The 16,282-nt window shown below is 73.1% G+C and carries 13 protein-coding genes and 1 pseudogene; 7 read left to right on the top strand and 7 right to left on the bottom strand.

What is annotated here, in order from left to right; all coding sequences use genetic code 11:
- The 4 genes and pseudogenes from ABT070_RS02755 to ABT070_RS02740 all read right to left on the bottom strand — a co-directional run.
- Window positions 1–481 (bottom strand): annotated as a pseudogene (locus tag ABT070_RS02755) (hypothetical protein); the annotation flags it as partial.
- A 77-nt stretch (window positions 482–558) separates the two neighbouring features.
- Window positions 559–1,185 carry a class F sortase gene (locus tag ABT070_RS02750; RefSeq protein WP_351753637.1) on the bottom strand — a complete coding sequence of 209 codons (627 nt, stop codon included), beginning with the start codon at window positions 1,183–1,185 and terminating at the stop codon, window positions 559–561.
- A gap of 153 nt (window positions 1,186–1,338) precedes the next feature.
- Window positions 1,339–1,905, bottom strand: a complete 567-nt coding sequence (locus tag ABT070_RS02745) for a GVDTG sorting domain-containing protein (protein WP_351753635.1) — start codon at window positions 1,903–1,905, stop codon at window positions 1,339–1,341.
- Between the two features lie 229 nt (window positions 1,906–2,134).
- On the bottom strand, window positions 2,135–2,611 hold the full coding sequence (locus ABT070_RS02740) for a gamma-glutamylcyclotransferase family protein (RefSeq protein ID WP_351753634.1): 477 nt from the start codon (window positions 2,609–2,611) through the stop codon (window positions 2,135–2,137).
- Between the two features lie 177 nt (window positions 2,612–2,788).
- On the opposite strand from ABT070_RS02740, the gene ABT070_RS02735 reads away from it, so the two are divergent.
- The 3 genes from ABT070_RS02735 (at window position 2,789) to ABT070_RS02725 (ending at window position 6,191) form a co-directional block, all read left to right on the top strand.
- On the top strand, window positions 2,789–4,435 hold the full coding sequence (locus tag ABT070_RS02735; RefSeq protein ID WP_351753632.1) for a M4 family metallopeptidase: 1,647 nt from the start codon (window positions 2,789–2,791) through the stop codon (window positions 4,433–4,435).
- A gap of 250 nt (window positions 4,436–4,685) precedes the next feature.
- Window positions 4,686–5,375, top strand: a complete 690-nt coding sequence (locus ABT070_RS02730; RefSeq protein ID WP_351753629.1) for a hypothetical protein — start codon at window positions 4,686–4,688, stop codon at window positions 5,373–5,375.
- A 99-nt stretch (window positions 5,376–5,474) separates the two neighbouring features.
- Window positions 5,475–6,191, top strand: a complete 717-nt coding sequence (locus tag ABT070_RS02725; protein ID WP_351753626.1) for a DUF6215 domain-containing protein — start codon at window positions 5,475–5,477, stop codon at window positions 6,189–6,191.
- 224 nt (window positions 6,192–6,415) lie between these two features.
- Here the strand turns inward: ABT070_RS02725 and ABT070_RS02720 are convergent, their stop codons facing one another.
- On the bottom strand, window positions 6,416–7,945 hold the full coding sequence (locus ABT070_RS02720) for an MFS transporter (RefSeq protein ID WP_351753623.1): 1,530 nt from the start codon (window positions 7,943–7,945) through the stop codon (window positions 6,416–6,418).
- Window positions 7,946–8,191: 246 nt separating this feature from the next.
- On the opposite strand from ABT070_RS02720, the gene ABT070_RS02715 reads away from it, so the two are divergent.
- Entirely contained in the window at window positions 8,192–8,935 is a 744-nt protein-coding gene (locus ABT070_RS02715) for a TetR/AcrR family transcriptional regulator C-terminal domain-containing protein (RefSeq protein WP_351753621.1), read from the top strand.
- Between the two features lie 15 nt (window positions 8,936–8,950).
- Here the strand turns inward: ABT070_RS02715 and ABT070_RS02710 are convergent, their stop codons facing one another.
- Both ABT070_RS02710 and ABT070_RS02705 read right to left on the bottom strand, forming a co-directional pair.
- Window positions 8,951–11,155 carry a molybdopterin oxidoreductase family protein gene (locus ABT070_RS02710; RefSeq protein WP_351753618.1) on the bottom strand — a complete coding sequence of 735 codons (2,205 nt, stop codon included), beginning with the start codon at window positions 11,153–11,155 and terminating at the stop codon, window positions 8,951–8,953.
- A 281-nt stretch (window positions 11,156–11,436) separates the two neighbouring features.
- Window positions 11,437–12,114, bottom strand: a complete 678-nt coding sequence (locus ABT070_RS02705; protein WP_351753615.1) for a SanA/YdcF family protein — start codon at window positions 12,112–12,114, stop codon at window positions 11,437–11,439.
- Window positions 12,115–12,316: 202 nt separating this feature from the next.
- On the opposite strand from ABT070_RS02705, the gene ABT070_RS02700 reads away from it, so the two are divergent.
- From ABT070_RS02700 to ABT070_RS02690, 3 genes are all read left to right on the top strand, one after another.
- Window positions 12,317–13,195 (top strand): sirohydrochlorin chelatase, encoded by an 879-nt coding sequence (locus ABT070_RS02700; RefSeq protein WP_351753613.1) that lies wholly within the window; start codon window positions 12,317–12,319, stop codon window positions 13,193–13,195.
- 263 nt (window positions 13,196–13,458) lie between these two features.
- On the top strand, window positions 13,459–14,742 hold the full coding sequence (locus ABT070_RS02695; RefSeq protein WP_351753610.1) for a deoxyguanosinetriphosphate triphosphohydrolase: 1,284 nt from the start codon (window positions 13,459–13,461) through the stop codon (window positions 14,740–14,742).
- 210 nt (window positions 14,743–14,952) lie between these two features.
- Window positions 14,953–16,218 carry an NAD(P)/FAD-dependent oxidoreductase gene (locus tag ABT070_RS02690; protein WP_351753607.1) on the top strand — a complete coding sequence of 422 codons (1,266 nt, stop codon included), beginning with the start codon at window positions 14,953–14,955 and terminating at the stop codon, window positions 16,216–16,218.
- The last annotated feature ends 64 nt before the right edge of the window (window positions 16,219–16,282 follow it).

Here is a 16,282-nt window from a genome sequence, read left to right as displayed (position 1 = left end):
CGTGGCGCTGGACGGGGGCGGAGGCGGGTTCGTGCGGGGGACGTTGCGGGGGCGCGGAGTCGTCGTGGCCGCAGGCGGGTCCGTGCGTGTGGCGCTGGACGGGGGTGGAGGCGGGTTCGTGCGGGGGACGTTGCGGGGGCGCGGACTCGTCGTGCCCGCAGGCGGGTCCGTGCGCGTGGCGCTGGACGGGGGCGGAGGCGGGTTCGTGCGGGGGACGTTGCGGGGGCGCGGAGTCGTCGTGGCCGCAGGCGGGTCCGTGCGTGTGGCGCCGGGCCTGCCGCTGCTGTTCCAGCGCCTGGGCGACGGCGGCGTTGCCGGCCGTGCGCTGCAACGCCAGTAACCGGTCCGCGGTCGGCGTGCCACCGGGGCCGACCGGTCCTGCGGACAACGGGGCCGGGCCGGCGGTGGCGGTAGCGCGCGCGGCAGCGGGTGTCGTCCGGGCAGGAGGCGCGGTGGTGTCGTGCTGGTCCTGAGAACGCATGCTCCGATCATCTGCCATCTCCCGGCAGGTGGTGGGGAGTTAACCAATCCGCGACAAGCCCGAAGCAATGGCGGCGGTCAGGCGCGCGAGGAGGTGAGGTGTGCGAACACGACGACGTTCCCCTGGTAGCCGGTCGACTTCGTGTAGCCCCCGCCACAGGTGATCACCCGCAGCTCCGGCCTGCTCGCCGCCCCGTACACCTTCTCGTCGGGGAAGTCGTGCGCCCGGTAGACCTCGACGGCGTCCACGGTGAACACGGCCACGCTTCCGTCGCGCCGGTCCACCTCGACGGCACTGCCCTTGCGCAGGGCGCCCAGGTCGTAGAAGACGGCCGGGCCGTCGGCGTTGTCGACATGGCCGGCGACGATCGCCGTGCCCGTCTCGCCGGGAGTGGTGCCGGCCTCGTACCAGCCGGCCAGGTTCTTCTTCCCGGCGGGCGGGACGTCGAGGCTGCCGGCCGGGGTGAGGGCGAGGCCCGTCAGCGGGGCGTCCACGTGGATCGAGGGGATACGGACCCGGTCGGGCGGGGAGGGCGGCAGCGCCGGGGCGGACCGGGCCCGTACGTCCGGGCCGTTCGAGTGGGCCTCGGCCGCGGAAGGCTGCGGCGGGGCGTGTGTCTCCGTGCCGCTGTGCAGCAGCCAGGCGCCGCTGCCCAGAGCGATCACGGTGACGGTCGCTATGGCGATGTTGCCGACCCTGCGCATCCCAGGACCCTTCTCCGTGATTCCTCGCGCGAACGCCTTCCGTGCAGCTCCTGGTCGGGGGGAACCCCGTTCCCCCTCCGGGCCGCGAGGGGCGTCGGACCCGGAGGGGGAGGGGACATGCGGTACCGGCGGACGGACAGCGGAGGGTGTCCGTCAGATCCCGTCGCCTCTCGCCCGGCGATGCAGGAGCCAGGTACCGCCCGCGGCGGCGACGGCGAGAGCCGCCACACCGGCCGCGGTCTGTACGGGGTCGGGGCCCAGTGCGCCGCCGACCCCCGTCTTCACACTTCCTCGCGGCTGCACCGGCTGGGCCGGCTGCCGGTCCGAGGCCAGCACGACCACCAGGTCCCCGGTGACGCGCCGTCCGCCCGCGGCGCACTCCGCGACGATCTCGTACGTCCCCGGCTGCGCGCTCGGCGGCACCCGGAACCGGCCGATCGCCTCGCCCTCCTGCGCGCCGGGCGCCAGCGGGAAGCGACCGGCGCCCACCGCCCCGGCGTCGCCCGTCGCCGCTCCGCCGTCCCCGCACGCCGCCGTGTTCACCGAGACCGTTCCGCCCGGCACCGCGGTGGAGGGGTACACCTCCAGACTTCCGGCACGGGTTCCGGCGCCGGCGCCGTGGGCGGGTGCGGCGAACCCGGCCGTGGCGATGACGGCCAGCGCGGTACCGGTCAGCACATGTGCGGCACGACGTGCGGTACGACGGGCGGTGCGTCGCATCGGTGCTCCTTCGAGCTCTTCGAGTCTCCCTGCCCTTCCGAGGTAAGTCGCAGCGCGGCGAGCGCGCTTCCTGAGGGAGCGTCAGGAATGGGATGAATGGGTGTCAGATGTGCGTGCGGGAGAGTGGCCCGTGCGTGGGTTTCACCAGGTCACCGGCGTGCGGACGGCCCGGCACGGAAAAGCGCGCACGGGGCGGGTGAACGGGTGACCGCCGCCGGGCCGGGTGGGGTCACCGCCGGGTGGCGAGCCAGTCCCCGCTCTCGATCGGTTCGCCCCGGGCCCGCAGACGGTCGGCGACGGCGGGTGCGGCGACGTACACCCAGGCGCGCACGGGACGAACCCCGCCCGGCCGGACCGCCCCGTCCCCGCCCCCGTCCCCGAGGCCGGCCCCGGCCCCGGCCACTGCCACCTCGCGCTCGACCCGCTCGTACAGGTTGCGCGGGTCGCCCGGCGTGTACTCCTCGAGCCGGTCGAGCTCGGCGAGCAGTCGCGCGTACGCCCGCGGGTGGGGTGTGACGAGTTCGCCGGCCACCGTCCCGCCCGGCTCCTCCACCGCGTAGGGGTAGCCGGGGCCCCGGTAGAGCACCGCTCCCGACAGCCGGGCCGGTTCCTCGCGGAGGGTGTGTCCGCGCAGGAGGAGGTCGTGGTTGACCTCGCCGGGGCGGAGGGTGCCGTAGACGAAGAAGGGGAGTTCCGGGGCGCTCACGGAAACGATTCTCTCCCCTCACCGCCCCCTCACCGGTCCATCGCGTATGCGCTATGGACATGACATGTCATGCCCTCTTAAATGCCAGGACGACATCAGCGCCACCTCCACAGGCCACCCACAGGCCACCCCCACACGCGCCCCCACGGCGCCTTCTCGAGGAGACCGAAGACACTGATGAGTCGGATACGGCAGCACGTCCGAGGTTCCCGTCTCGCCACCGCCGGTATCGCCGCCACCACGGCCACGCTCCTGGCCGCCGTACTCTCCCCGGTCGCCGACGCGGCCGACAGGCCGACCCGGGCGACAGCGCTCGACAACGCGGCGGCGGTCCTCGCCGACCACGCGGCGACCCTCGGCCTCACCTCCGTACAGGGCACCTCCGTCCGTGACGTGGTCGTCGACAAGGACGGCACCCAGCACGTCCGCTACGACCGCACCTACCGCGAACTCCCCGTCCTGGGCGGCGACTTCATCGTCCACCTGGCCCCCGACGGCGCGTACCGCAGCGCGAACCGGGCGACGAGGACGGCGATCTCCCTGTCGAGCATCACCCCGCGGGTGTCCGCCCCCAAGGCCGCCGACGTCGCCGTGAACGCCCTGCGCGCGGCCAACCTCGGCGAGACGCTGAAGCAGGTGAAGGCCAAGCCGCAGCTGGTCGTCGACGCGCTGCACGGCGCCCCGAAGCTGGCCTGGCGGACCGACGTCGTCGCCCTGGACACGCTCGGCAACCCGGTCGCCCGCGCGGTGCTGACCGACGCGCGCACCGGCGCCCAGATCGACGCCTGGGACACCATCGAGACCGCCACGGGCGACGGCAAGTCCCTGTACGGCGGCACGGTCCCGCTGGAGACGACCCTCTCGGGATCGACGTACCAGCTCAAGGACCCGACCCGCGGCAACACGTACACCGGCGACGCGGCCAACAAGACCGACCTGTGCATCTTCGGCATCTGCATCAGCCGCGCCCCCGCGACCCTCTTCACGGACACCGACAACCACTGGGGCACCGGCGCCACGGCGGACCGCTCCACGGCCGCCGTCGACGCCCAGTACGGCACCGACGTGACCTGGGACTACTACAAGAACGTGCACGGCCGCAACGGCATCGGCAACGACGGCAAGGGCTCCTACAACCGCGTCCACTACGGCAACAGCTACAACAACGCCTTCTGGGACGACAGTTGCTTCTGCATGACCTACGGCGACGGTGACGGCACCCAGCTGGGCCCGCTGGTCGCCCTGGACGTGGCCGGTCACGAGATGTCCCACGGCGTGACCTCCAAGACCGCCAAGCTGACCTACTCGGGGGAGTCGGGCGGCCTGAACGAGGCGACGTCCGACATCTTCGGCAGCCTGGTCGAGTTCTACGCCGGGAACGCCTCGGACTCCGGCGACTACCTCATCGGCGAGAAGATCGTCCGCTCCGGCTTCGGCCGGGACGCCCTGCGCTACATGGACAAGCCGAGCAAGGACGGCAACTCCGCCGACTACTGGAGCAGTTCGGTCGGCAACCTCGACGTCCACTACTCCTCCGGGGTCGCCAACCACTTCGCCTACCTCCTCGCGGAGGGCAGCGGCACCAAGACCGTCAACGGCGTCACCTACAACTCCCCGACGTACAACGGCTCGACGCTCACCGGCATCGGCCGCGACAAGCTCGGCGCGATCTGGTACCGCGCCCTGACCGTCTACATGACGTCCTCGACGAACTACGCGGCGGCGAGAACAGCCACCCTGAACGCGGCCCGTGACCTCTACGGCACGGGCACCACGGAGTACAACGCGGTAGCGGCAACCTGGACGGCGGTCAACGTGAACTGACCCTTTCCCGGCGGTGTACGCGGTCGCCCCGGTCCCGAACCCCGGGGACCGGGGCGACCGTGCGCGGTCACGACTGTCAGCCGTCGGTCACCGTGATGACCAGCGGCCCGCCGGGAACGGGCAAGCAGGAGCCGCTGAGGCAGCCGTACTGCGAGTGCAGGCCGCCCGGGTCCGTCCGTGCCCCGCCGGGCCGCGCCGACACGGTCGGCCGCCGTGTCGCGTCTCGAGCCCCGGCCTCGACAATGCACCTGTGGACGAAGACACCGTGGGCGAAGAGGCCGTGGACGACGAGACCGTGGACGACGAGACCGTGCGGGATCAGGCGGACCTGATCCCCCTCATGCTTCAGCATCTTCACGCCCCGCTCGTCGGGACGTCGTACGTGCGCGGTGTGCTGCCCGCCCCCGGTGGCGCCGATGGCGTGCGGGTCGTCGTCGGGCCCGTGGACGCCGTGGACACAGGGGAGTCGACGCTCTACGAGTTTCCGCTCCTCGTCGGCGAGGACTGTGTGACCGCGTACGACGTCATCGGGATGCTGCGCACCCTGTGCGGTGAGGGCGGCCGGCCGGCCGTGTCGGGCACCGTGATGGGGATGCCGTTCGTTCCCGTGGACCCGGCGGTCGTGCCGCGTGCCGACGAGACGGCCGCCGACCGGGGGCTTCGGTTGGTGCGGACCCTGGTCCGGTCGTCGTGCTTCGACGAGAACCACTCGGCGGATCCCCTCCTGCACGGGTTTCTCCTCCTGGACCAGGACCGGGTGCGGCTGTACTTCCGGGCCGACGGACTCCCGGGGGTGACAGCCGCCGACGTCCGGACGACCGGAGCGCTGACGGCGCTGATCGCGGCGCTCCCCTCGCTGGTCGGAGGGGAGACGGAGCGGATGGTGGCGGACGGCGGGGATCCGCACTGCGCGCGGGTGTTGGACGTGACCTACTGGTGAGGAATCCCGCTTCCCCGTGGCTGGATCACCCGTTACGCTCCCCCAGCGCGCATCCCGCGCGAGCAGGGAGTACCGGGGGTAATGGGGGTAATGGGGGACATGGCGGAGATAGTTGCCGCGCCCGAGAAGGGCCCGAACGCATGGGCTCAGGCCATCGCGGCGCTGGTGGTGGTCGGCGCGCTCGGGGGCGGGCTGTACGTGATCCAGAAGAACGACGCGCAGAACGCCGCCGTGGCCGCCGACAAGCCGGCGGTGTGCCGCTCCGACGACGACGACAAGAAGGCCACCGAGAAGGCGCACGCGGCGCACCACATCTCCGGGACGGAGCTGTGCACCGCGCTGAACCGCGCGGACCTGCCGGCGCTTCTCGGCACTCCGCAGGAGCACGCGGTCACGGCCTACGGCAGTGACGGCTCGGTCAAGATGGCGAGCGGCACCGAGATTCCCACCCCCGAGGGGACCGTCCGGCTGGACACGTACACCGTGCAGCTCTCGCGGTCCTACGACGACCTCCCCATCGCGGGGATGGAGGACCTGCTGAGCGAAGCGGAGGCGAAGACGGTCGTGAGCCACCCCGCGGTGCTCTACTCGAGCCAGACGATCGCCTTCAGCTTCGACCTCGGCGGCGACAAGTCCGACACCGCCCCCGGCGGTACCGCCCGCGTGCTCATGGTCGCCCCGGACACCAAGGACGGCGGCGGCTCCTACGAACTCGCCATCTGGCGCCAGGACAACGTGCGACCGGACGACGCGGCCCTGCTGAGCATCGCGCAGAAGGTCCTGCCCGCGATCCCGGGCTGGGCGGCCGCCGGCTGACAGGCGCCGGTTGACACACGCCGGCCGGCAGACGCCGGTTGACCGCGGTCGGTCGGCGGTGGTCGGCCGGCGGCGGCCCGGCCGCGTCGCACGCCGTCGGCCACGCGGAAGACCGGCACCCCGCAGGATGCCGGCCTTCTCGCAACGGAAGACCTGCCGCCCGGACGGCGGCTCAGGCGTCCGGTTCAGACGTCCGGTTCAGACGTCCGGCTCAGGCGTCCGGTTCAGACCGCAGGCTCGGGCTCCGTCACCGGGGCCCCGGCCACGGGCTGCTCCTGCTCCTGCTCCGGCTTGCCGTCCCGCATCACCAGGGTCGCCAGGACCGCCGCCGTCAGGACACCGATCGCGCTCACCGTGAAGGTCGTCGTCATCGAGGCGGTGAAGGCCTCCCGGGCCGCCCGGACCAGGCCCGCGTCCTGGCCGGCCACCGCCAGCGCCCCGCCGATCGACTGCCGGGCGGCCTCGGGGGCGTCGGACGGCATCTCGGCCGCGTAGCCGCTGGTCAGCAGCGAGCCGAGGATCGCGATGCCGAGGGCGGTGCCGGCCTGCTGGACGGTGTCGTTGAGGGCCGAGCCGACGCCCGCCTTGTCCTCGGGGATGGTGCCCATCAGCGCGCCGACGGCCGCCGGCATCGCCAGTCCCGCGCCGAGGCCGAGCAGCCCGAGGGCGATGGCCGGGACGGTGAAGCCCGAGTCGGCGTCGACCGTCGTCAGCAGGGCGAAGCAGGTCGTCATCACCAGCATCCCGGACAGGATCACGAACCGGTTGCCGATCTTCTCGGCCAGCTTCACGCCCATGCCGTTGCCGATCAGCGCGGCGACGGCGAGGGGCAGGAAGGCGAGGCCCGCCTTGACGGGGGAGTAGCCGAGGACGAACTGCAGGTACTGGGTGAGGACCAGCAGCAGGCCGCCGTTGCCGATCTGGACCAGGGCCAGCGACAGCGAACCGCCGCTGAAGTTGCGGTGCTTGAAGAGAACCAGCGGGACCATCGGGGCGGATGTGACGTTCTCCCAGATCACGAAGCCGGCCAGGCCGGCCACGGCGACCGCCAGCGAGAGCGTCGAGCGGCCGCCGAACGCGCCGTGCTGCGGGAGTTCGATGATCCACCAGACCAGGGCGGTCATGCCGACCGCGGAGAGCACCGCGCCCAGCGGGTCGGGCTTCTGCCAGGGCGCCTTCGACTCCGGCATCAGGACCACGGCGGCGACGACGGCGAGCGCGACGACCGGGACGTTGATGAGGAAGATCGAGTGCCAGGAGAAGTGGTCGATCAGGACGCCTCCCAGGACCGGGCTGCCGACCAGCCCCAGCATCGACACGGAACCCCACGCCGCCATCGCCCTGCCGCGCTCCTCGTCGTCGAAGACGGTGATGAGGATCGAGAGGGTGGACGGCATGATCAGCGCCCCGCCGACGCCCATCGTGGTGCGCACGGCGATCACCTCGCCCGGGTCGGTGCAGAGCGTCGCGGCCAGTGAGGCCGTCCCGAAGAGCAGCAGGCCGAGCAGCATGACCTTGCGGCGGCCGAAGCGGTCGCCGAGGCTGCCGGAGGTCAGCAGGAGGCCGGCGAAGACAAGGATGTAGGAGTCCAGGATCCACTGGGTGTCCTGGGCGCTCGCGCCGATGTCCTCGGTCATCGAGGGGATCGCGACGGTCAGCGCCATGCTGTCGATGGTCAGGACCACCGTGCTCAGACACAGCACGACGAGGATCCACCAGCGGCGGGGGTCGCGGATTTTCCCGGGGTTCTCCATGACGGCGTCCTGTCCCTTCGGTCGTGCGCACAACGTTCTCTCGATGCGCACACTGTTCCGGTCATTGCGTACAGCGTTCCGTTCGGTGCGCACACTGTATGCAGAGTGGAACAGTGTGCGCAACCATCGAACTCTGTACGCTGGAAGCGCACGATGTACGCGCCGAACCCGTCGCCGCACGGCGATGCGCGATGCGGCAGTACGCGACGCAGCAGTACGGACCGAGGAAGAGGAATGGGAGCGCCCATGGCCGCCAGGACGAAGAACCCGCAGCCCGTGCCGTCCGTGCCGTCCGTCTGGGCCAGGCAGCGCCGGGAGCCCGATCAGCCGACGCTCAGCCGGGACTCGATCGTCCGCGAGGCGGTCGCCATGCTGGACGCCGACGGCATCGAGGCGCTGAGCATGCGCAAGCTGGGCGCCCGGCTGAACGCCGGCGCGACCTCCCTGTACCGGCACGTCGCCACCAAGGACGAGCTGATGGAGCTGGCCGTCGACGAGGTCGCCGCCGAGATCCACGTCCCGGACGCGGACGCCCCCGACTGGCGGACGGCCGTCACCGAGGCCGCCGCCGCCTTCCGCGCGACGAGTCTGCGCCACACCTGGCTGTCGTCGGTTCTCGGCCAGGCGGGTCTCGCCTACCTCGGCCCCAACCTCATGTCCTTCTCCGAGCGCCTCGCCGCGCTGTTCACGGCCGCCGGGTTCCCCGAGCCGAGCCGCGCCATCGACACCGTCCTGTCGTACGTCATCGGCATGAGCACCACCGAGGCCGCCTGGCTCACCACGGTCGCCCGCTCGGGAGAGAGCGAGTCCGATTTCATCGCCCGCCTCATGCCTGCCGCCCAGCGGGCCGCGGCCGGGCACGAGCATCTCGCCGACGGCTACGCGGACGCCGCCGCGACGGCCGCCGACCCGGTCGCGCTGCGCGACGAGAAGTTCCGGTACGGCCTGGAGGTCGTCCTGGACGGCCTCGCGCTGCGCCTGCCCGGCTAGCCCGCCGGCGGCCGGTTACCCGGCGATCTCCACCCGCACCGCGCACACCTTGAACTCCGGCATGCGCGAGGTCGGGTCCAGCGCCGGGTTGGTCAGCGTGTTGACGCGGCCCTCGCCCGGCCAGTGGAACGGCATGAAGACGGTGTCGGGGCGGATCTTGGTGGTGATCCGGGCGGGGGCCACCGCCCGTCCGCGCCGCGACACCACGGCCAGCCGGTCGCCCTCGGCCGCGCCGAGCCGCGCCGCCAGCCGGGGGTGCAGCTCGACGAACGGGCCGGGCGCGGCGGCGTTCAGCTCGTCCACCCGGCGGGTCTGGGCGCCGGACTGGTACTGCGCCACGACCCGTCCGGTGGTGAGCAGGACGGGGTACTCGTCGTCCGGTTCCTCGGCGTTGGGCCGGTGCGAGACCGGCACGAAGCGCGCCCGCCCGTCCTCCGTGGCGAACCGGTCGAGGAAGAGCCGAGGCGTACCGGCCGCCCCCCGCCCCCTCTCGGCCGCCGCGCCGGCCTCGATCGCCGCGCCGGCCTCGGCCTGCGCATCGCCCCCGGCCGCCCCGTTGCGCCGCCGGTCGCCCCCCGCGTCACTCTCGCCCCCGGCGTCACTCTCACCCTCCGCCGGGCAGGGCCAGAACACGCCGGTCCCGCCGTCCTCCGCCAGGCGCGCGTAGGTGATGCCGGAGTAGTCCGCGATGCCGCCCGCGCTGGCCCGCCGGAGCTCCTCGAAGACCTCCTCGGGTTCGGTCGGGAAGCCCTTCTCGACGCCCAGCCGTGCCGCCAGCTCGTGCAGGACCTCCAGGTCGCTCCGTACCCCCTCGGGGGCGGTGATCGCCCGGCGCCGCAGCAGGACCCGTCCCTCCAGGCTGGTCGTCGTCCCCGTCTCCTCCGCCCACTGGGTGACCGGCAGGACGACGTCCGCGAGGGCCGCCGTCTCCGACAGGACGACATCGCAGACGGCGAGGAACTCGAGGGACTTGATGCGCTCCTCGATGTGCGCGGCGTGCGGCGCCGACACCACCGGGTTCGACCCCATCAGCAGCAGCGACCGGATGTCGGTCCCCAGCGCGTCCAGCAGCTCGTACGCGCTGCGCCCGGGCCCGGGCAGCGAGTCCGGGTCCACGCCCCAGACCTCGGCGACGTGCCGTCGGGCCGCCGGGTCGTCCAGCTTGCGGTAGCCGGGCAGCTGGTCGGCCTTCTGGCCGTGCTCGCGCCCGCCCTGTCCGTTGCCCTGGCCGGTGAGGCAGCCGTAGCCGCTGAGCGGTCGACCGGCCCGCCCGGTCGCCAGGCAGAGGTTGATCCACGCGCCGACCGTGTCGGTGCCCTTGGACTGCTGCTCGGGCCCGCGCGCGGTGAGCACCATCGCGGCCTCGGGCTCGCAGAACAGCCGTACGGTCTCGCGGAGTTGTGGAACGGACACCCCCGTGATCCGCTCCACGTACTCCGGCCAGTGCGCCATGGCGGCCGCCCGCGTCTCCTCCCAGCCGCTGGTCCGCTCCCGCACGTACTCCTCGTCGACCCGCCCCTCGGCGACGATCAGGTGCAGCAGGCCCAGCGCCAGCGCGAGATCCGTCCCGGGCCGGGGTGCGAGGTGCAGGTCGGCCTGCTCGGCGGTCTTCGTGCGGCGCGGGTCGATCACGATCAGCGTGCCGCCGTTCTCCCGCAGTTCGTTGAAGAACCGCAGAGCGGGCGGCATGGTCTCGGCGAGGTTGGATCCGACGAGGATCACGCACCCCGTCCTCGGGATGTCCTCCAGCGGGAAGGGGAGCCCCCGGTCGAGCCCGAAGGCCTTGATGCCCGCCGCCGCCGCGGACGACATGCAGAAACGGCCGTTGTAGTCGATCTGCGAGGTGCCGAGCACGACCCGCGCGAACTTGCCGAGCGTGTACGCCTTCTCGTTCGTCAGCCCGCCCCCGCCGAACACGCCGAGCGCGTCGGCCCCGCGCTCGGAGCGCACCCTGCGGAACTCCCCGGCGATCCGGTCCAGCGCCTCCTCCCAGGTGGCCGGTACGAGCGTGTCGCCGGACCGCACCAACGGGGAGGTCAGCCGCACCCGGGAGGAGAGCACGGCGGGCGCCGTACGGCCCTTGCCGCACAGCGCGCCCCGGTTCACCGGGAAGTCCGGGCGCTCGACCACCTCGACGCCACCCGTGGGCAGGGGCGACAGGGCCATCCCGCACTGCAGGGCGCAGTACGGGCAGTGGGTGGGCGTCGAAGTGGTCGGCATACGCTCCAGCGTGCTTCGGCCGTGTTACGCGCCGTGCGGTCTCCTGTTACGGCGGTGTGGTGGTGCCCTCCTCACCGGACCGGACCCACCGTGAGGCGCCCACAGGGGCGGACCCGCCGCATCCGCAGCCGCACCCCCGCCTCACCGGTCGCCGTACCCCCGCCCCGCCGGCAGCCGTACCCCCGCCCCGCCGGCAGCCGCCCCCTCGCCCCGCCGGCAGCCGCCCCCTCGCCCCGCCGGCAGCCGCGCCCCCGCCGCAGCCACATCGGCACCCCCGGCCCTCACCGGTCGCCGGCGAGGGCCTTCGTCACTCCCGCTTCCCTCGGTCCGAGGAACCTGGGGTCCGGCTCGAACACCGCGTCCAGGGCCGCCTTGCCGGCCGCCAGAACCTCCCGTGCGCCCCCGTAGTACCAGGTCACGTCGTGCTTGGCGGCGACGCCGACCCCGTACGAGTCCACCCCCGCCGCCTCGCACAGGGCGACGGCCCGCCGGATGTGGAAGTCCTGGCTGATCAGCACGGCCCGGTCGACCCCGAAGATCTTCTTGGCGCGGACGCAGGAGTCCCAGGTGTCGAAACCGGCGTAGTCGCTGACGATCCGCGCGTCGGGCACCCCGTGCCCGGTCAGATACGTGCGCATGGCGTCGGGCTCGTCGTAGTCCTCGCGGCTGTTGTCGCCCGTCACGAGCACGACCTCGATACGGCCCTCCCGGTACAGCTTCGCCGCCGCGTCCAGCCGGTGCGCGAGATACGGCGAGGGCTCGCCGTCCCACAGACCGGCGCCGAACACGACGGCGACCTCGGTGCGCGGCGCGTCGGCGGTCGTACGGAGCCGGCCGGCCGTGGACACGTACAGCCAGGTGGCCGGCAGCAGCGCGAGCACGCACCCGGCCATCACGGCCTGCACCAGCCGCCGCCGGCCGGCACGGGTGCGCGGCAGCCGCGGTCGACGGATGTCCATACGGTGTTCCCCCCAGGTCGAACAGGTCGAAAGCTCCTTCGGCCCCGGAAGACGCAGCCGACGGTGATCCGGTTCGCCCCTCGCACGCCCCTCGCACCACGAGCCACATCTCACACCGCGCCCGGGCACGCAGTGAACGACCCGAAAACACTCGTGACGGTCAGGCAACGGGGGTGCAACCTCGAGCCGTCAGGATCTGTTCATGAAGGCGTCGCCCGCTCAGTACGACGAGTCCGAAGTCCACCTCGACAGTACGGCGCACATCATGAACCGGATCAGCTCCCAGCTCGCCAGCCAGCTCAGCCTCGTCCAGCTCGACGGCCGCCGGCGTCCCGGCCCGCCCGCGCTGGTCGTCGTCGCCCACGGCAGCCGCGACCCCCGCGCGCTGAGCACCGTCCGCACGCTCCTGGACCGCGTCCGCGAGCAGCGTCCCGGCCTGCCGGTGCACCTCGGCCACATCGAGCTCAACGAGCCGCTGCTGTCGGACACCCTCGCCGACCTCGACGCCCACGGCACGACGGACGCCGTCCTGGTCCCGCTCCTCCTGGCCCGCGGCTACCACGTCAGGCGGGACATCCCCGAGACGGCCGCGCAGGCGCGGGTGCACACGCGCGTGGCCGCACCCCTCGGCCCGCACCCGTTCCTCGTGGAGACCCTGTACACCCGCCTGGTCGAGGCGGGCTGGCGCCCGGACATGACGCAGGAGGAGCGCCGGACGAGCGCGGTCGTCCTGGCGGCGGCGGGCTCCCGCGACCCCGACTCGGCCGTCGACACCCGCCGTACGGCCCGTCTCCTGGCACGCCGTCTGGGCGTCCCGGTGGTCCCCGCGTACGCCTCCACGGCGACCCCGACCGTCCCGACGGCGCTGCGCGCCCTGGCCGCGCGGGGCCGCGACCGGGTGGCGGTCGCCTCCTACTTCACGGCCCCCGGCCGCTTCGCGACCGAGTCCGCGCAGGCGGCCCCCTGGATCGCGTCCGCTCCGCTGGGCACCCATCCGGCCATGGCGAGCCTGCTCCTGCACCGCTACGACCAGGCGCGGGCGACCCCGGCGAACGCGGCCCCCGAACTGGCGTCGGCCTGAGACCCCCGACCGGCCCGGACCCACCGGACCCACCGGACCCACCGGACCCGCCGGACCCACCGGCCCCACCGGACCCACCGCCGCGCCGGACCCGCCGGACCCACCGCCGTGCCGGACCCGCCGCCGTGCCGGACCCGCCGCGCCGGACCGCCGACGTGCCGACGCGCGGGACCGACGGCCCGGACCGCCGACGGGCCGGACCCGACAGCCGGTCAGGCGCCCGGTACCACCTGATTGTCACCCCCGCCGCTTACTGTCGAGGCATGGAAGGCACCGCACACCTCGACACCCCTTATGACCCGACGTCAGTCGCCCGCTGGGCCCCCGAGCCGGACAAACGCCCCGGCCGGACCGCCTTCCAACGGGACCGCGCCCGCGTGCTGCACTCGTCCGCCCTGAGAAGGCTCTCCGGCAAGACCCAGGTGGTCACACCGGGCACCCGCACCGACGCCTGGGACGCCACCCCCCGCACCCGGCTCACCCACTCCCTGGAGTGCGCCCAGGTGGGCCGCGAGCTCGGCGCCGCCCTCGGCTGCGACCCCGACCTGGTCGAGGCGGCCTGCCTCTCCCACGACCTCGGGCACCCCCCTTTCGGTCACAACGGCGAACAGGCGCTGAACGAGTTCGCGCGGGACTGCGGCGGCTTCGAGGGCAACGCCCAGTCGCTGCGGCTCCTCACCCGCATCGAACCCAAGCGCTTCACCGCCGAGGGCTCCGTGGGCCTCAACCTCACCCGGGCCACCCTCGACGCCGCCACCAAGTACCCCTGGCCCCGCGGCGCCCGTCCCGCCGACCCGGCGTCCCCCAAGTTCGGCGTGTACGAGGACGACAGGCCCGTCTTCGACTGGGTCCGCGCGGCGGCCCCCGGTACGCGGACGTGCTTCGAGGCGCAGGTCATGGACTGGGCCGACGACGTGGCGTACTCGGTGCACGACGTGGAGGACGGCCTGCACGCGGGGCACATCGACCCCAACTGCCTGCACGCCGAACCGGAGCGCCAGGAGATCTTCCGGGTCGCCGTCGGCCGCTACGTCCCCGCCGACACCGATCCGGCCGCGCTCGCCGCCGCCCTGGACCGACTCCAGGACCAGGACTGGTGGCCGCACGGGTACGACGGCACGGCGGCCGCCCAGGCCCGGCTGAAGGACGCCACCAGCCAGCTCATCGGCCGCTTCTGCCTGGCCGCCGAGGGCGCCACACGCGCACGGTACGGAAACGGGCGCCTCACCCGTTACGAGGCCGAGCTCGTCGTACCCGAAGAGGCGCGCCTGGAGTGCGCGGTCCTCAAGGCGGTCGCCGACCGGTACGTCATGCAGCGCGCCGAACAGGAACTCCTGCGCGCCGACCAGCGCGTGGTCATCACCGAGCTCGCCGAGGCGCTCACCGCCCGCGCCCCCGACGGCCTCGACCCCCAGTTCCGCGCCCTGTTCGACCAGGCGCCCGACGACCGCTCCCGCAAGCGGGTCGTCGTCGACCAGATCGCGTCCCTCACCGACGCCTCGGCCCGCTCGCTGCACAGCCGTCTGACGGAGCGGACGAGATCCTGACAAGTGCGGACCGGGTGCGCCCGAACGGGCCCGGAACGTGACCCGACGTGCCCTGATCGGGCACGTCCCCCTTCCCCCATCACGCTGCGTGCGGGACGCTCGCATGTGGCGGCACGCACGCATCACGCTGCGTGCGGGACGCTCGCATGTGGCGGCACGCACAGTGTTATCCGGGGGACCACCCCCCGGATCCCCGGTAGGAGGCATCACGTGGTCGACGCGGATCAGACATTTGTCATCGTCGGAGGAGGCCTGGCCGGCGCCAAGGCGGCCGAGACGCTGAGGGCGGAGGGCTTCACCGGCCGCGTGATACTGATCTGCGACGAACGCGACCACCCCTACGAGCGGCCGCCGCTCTCCAAGGGCTTCCTGCTCGGCAAGGAGACGCGGGAGAGCGTCTTCGTGCACGAGCCCGCCTGGTACGCGCAGAACGACATCGAGCTGCACCTCGGCCAGACCGTCGACGCGATCGACCGCACCGCGAAGACGGTCCGCTTCGGTGACGACGGCACGCTCGTCCACTACGACAAACTGCTCCTCGTCACCGGCGCGGAGCCCCGCCGGCTGGACATCCCCGGCACCGACCTCGCGGGCGTGCACCATCTGCGCCGGCTCTCGCACGCCGAGCGCCTCAAGGGCGTGCTGGCCGCCCTCGGCCGTGACAACGGCCACATCGTGATCGCGGGCGGCGGCTGGATCGGCCTGGAGATCGCGGCGGCGGCCCGTGAGTACGGTGCCGAGGTCACCGTCGTCGAGCCGGAGCCCACCCCGCTGCACGGCGTCCTCGGCCCGGAGCTCGGGAGCGTCTTCGCCGATCTGCACCGCGAGCACGGCGTCCGCTTCCACTTCGGCACCCGCCTCACCGAGATCGTCGGCCAGGACGGCATGGTGCTCGCCGTCCGCACCGACGACGGCGAGGAACACCCGGCGCACGACGTCCTCGCGGCGATCGGCGCGGCCCCCCGCACGGGCCTCGCGGAGGCGGCGGGCCTCACCCTCGCCGACCGCGCGCACGGCGGCGGGATCGCGGTCGACGCCCGGCTGCGCACCTCCGACCCCGACATCCACGCGGCCGGCGACGTCGCGTCCTTCCCGCACGCGCTCTTCGACACCCGGCTGCGCGTCGAGCACTGGGCCAACGCCCTCAACGGCGGCCCGGCGGCCGCCCGCGCGATGCTCGGCAAGGACGTCGTCTACGACCGGGTGCCCTACTTCTTCTCCGACCAGTACGACCTGGGCATGGAGTACAGCGGCTGGGCCCCGCCGGGGACGTACGACGAGGTGGTGATCCGCGGCGACGCGGGCAAGCGGGAGTTCGTCGCGTTCTGGCTGAAGGAGGGCCGCCTCCTCGCGGGGATGAACGTGAACGTGTGGGACGTCACAGAGCCGATCCAGAAGCTGATCCGCTCGCGCGAGCGGATCGACACGGAGGCCCTGGCCGACCCCCGGGTGCCGCTGGAGGACCTCGGCGCCTGAGGCCGGGTTCCGGCGGTGCGTGGGGCTGTGGCCGGCCGACGCGGGTCGTGTGCGGTGCGGCCGC

The organism is Streptomyces sp. NPDC002884, assembly GCF_040295245.1.
In the GTDB taxonomy this organism is placed as follows: Bacteria; Actinomycetota; Actinomycetes; order Streptomycetales; family Streptomycetaceae; genus Streptomyces.
Note: the sequence above shows the minus strand (reverse complement) of the source record. Positions and strands in the feature narration are given on the sequence as shown.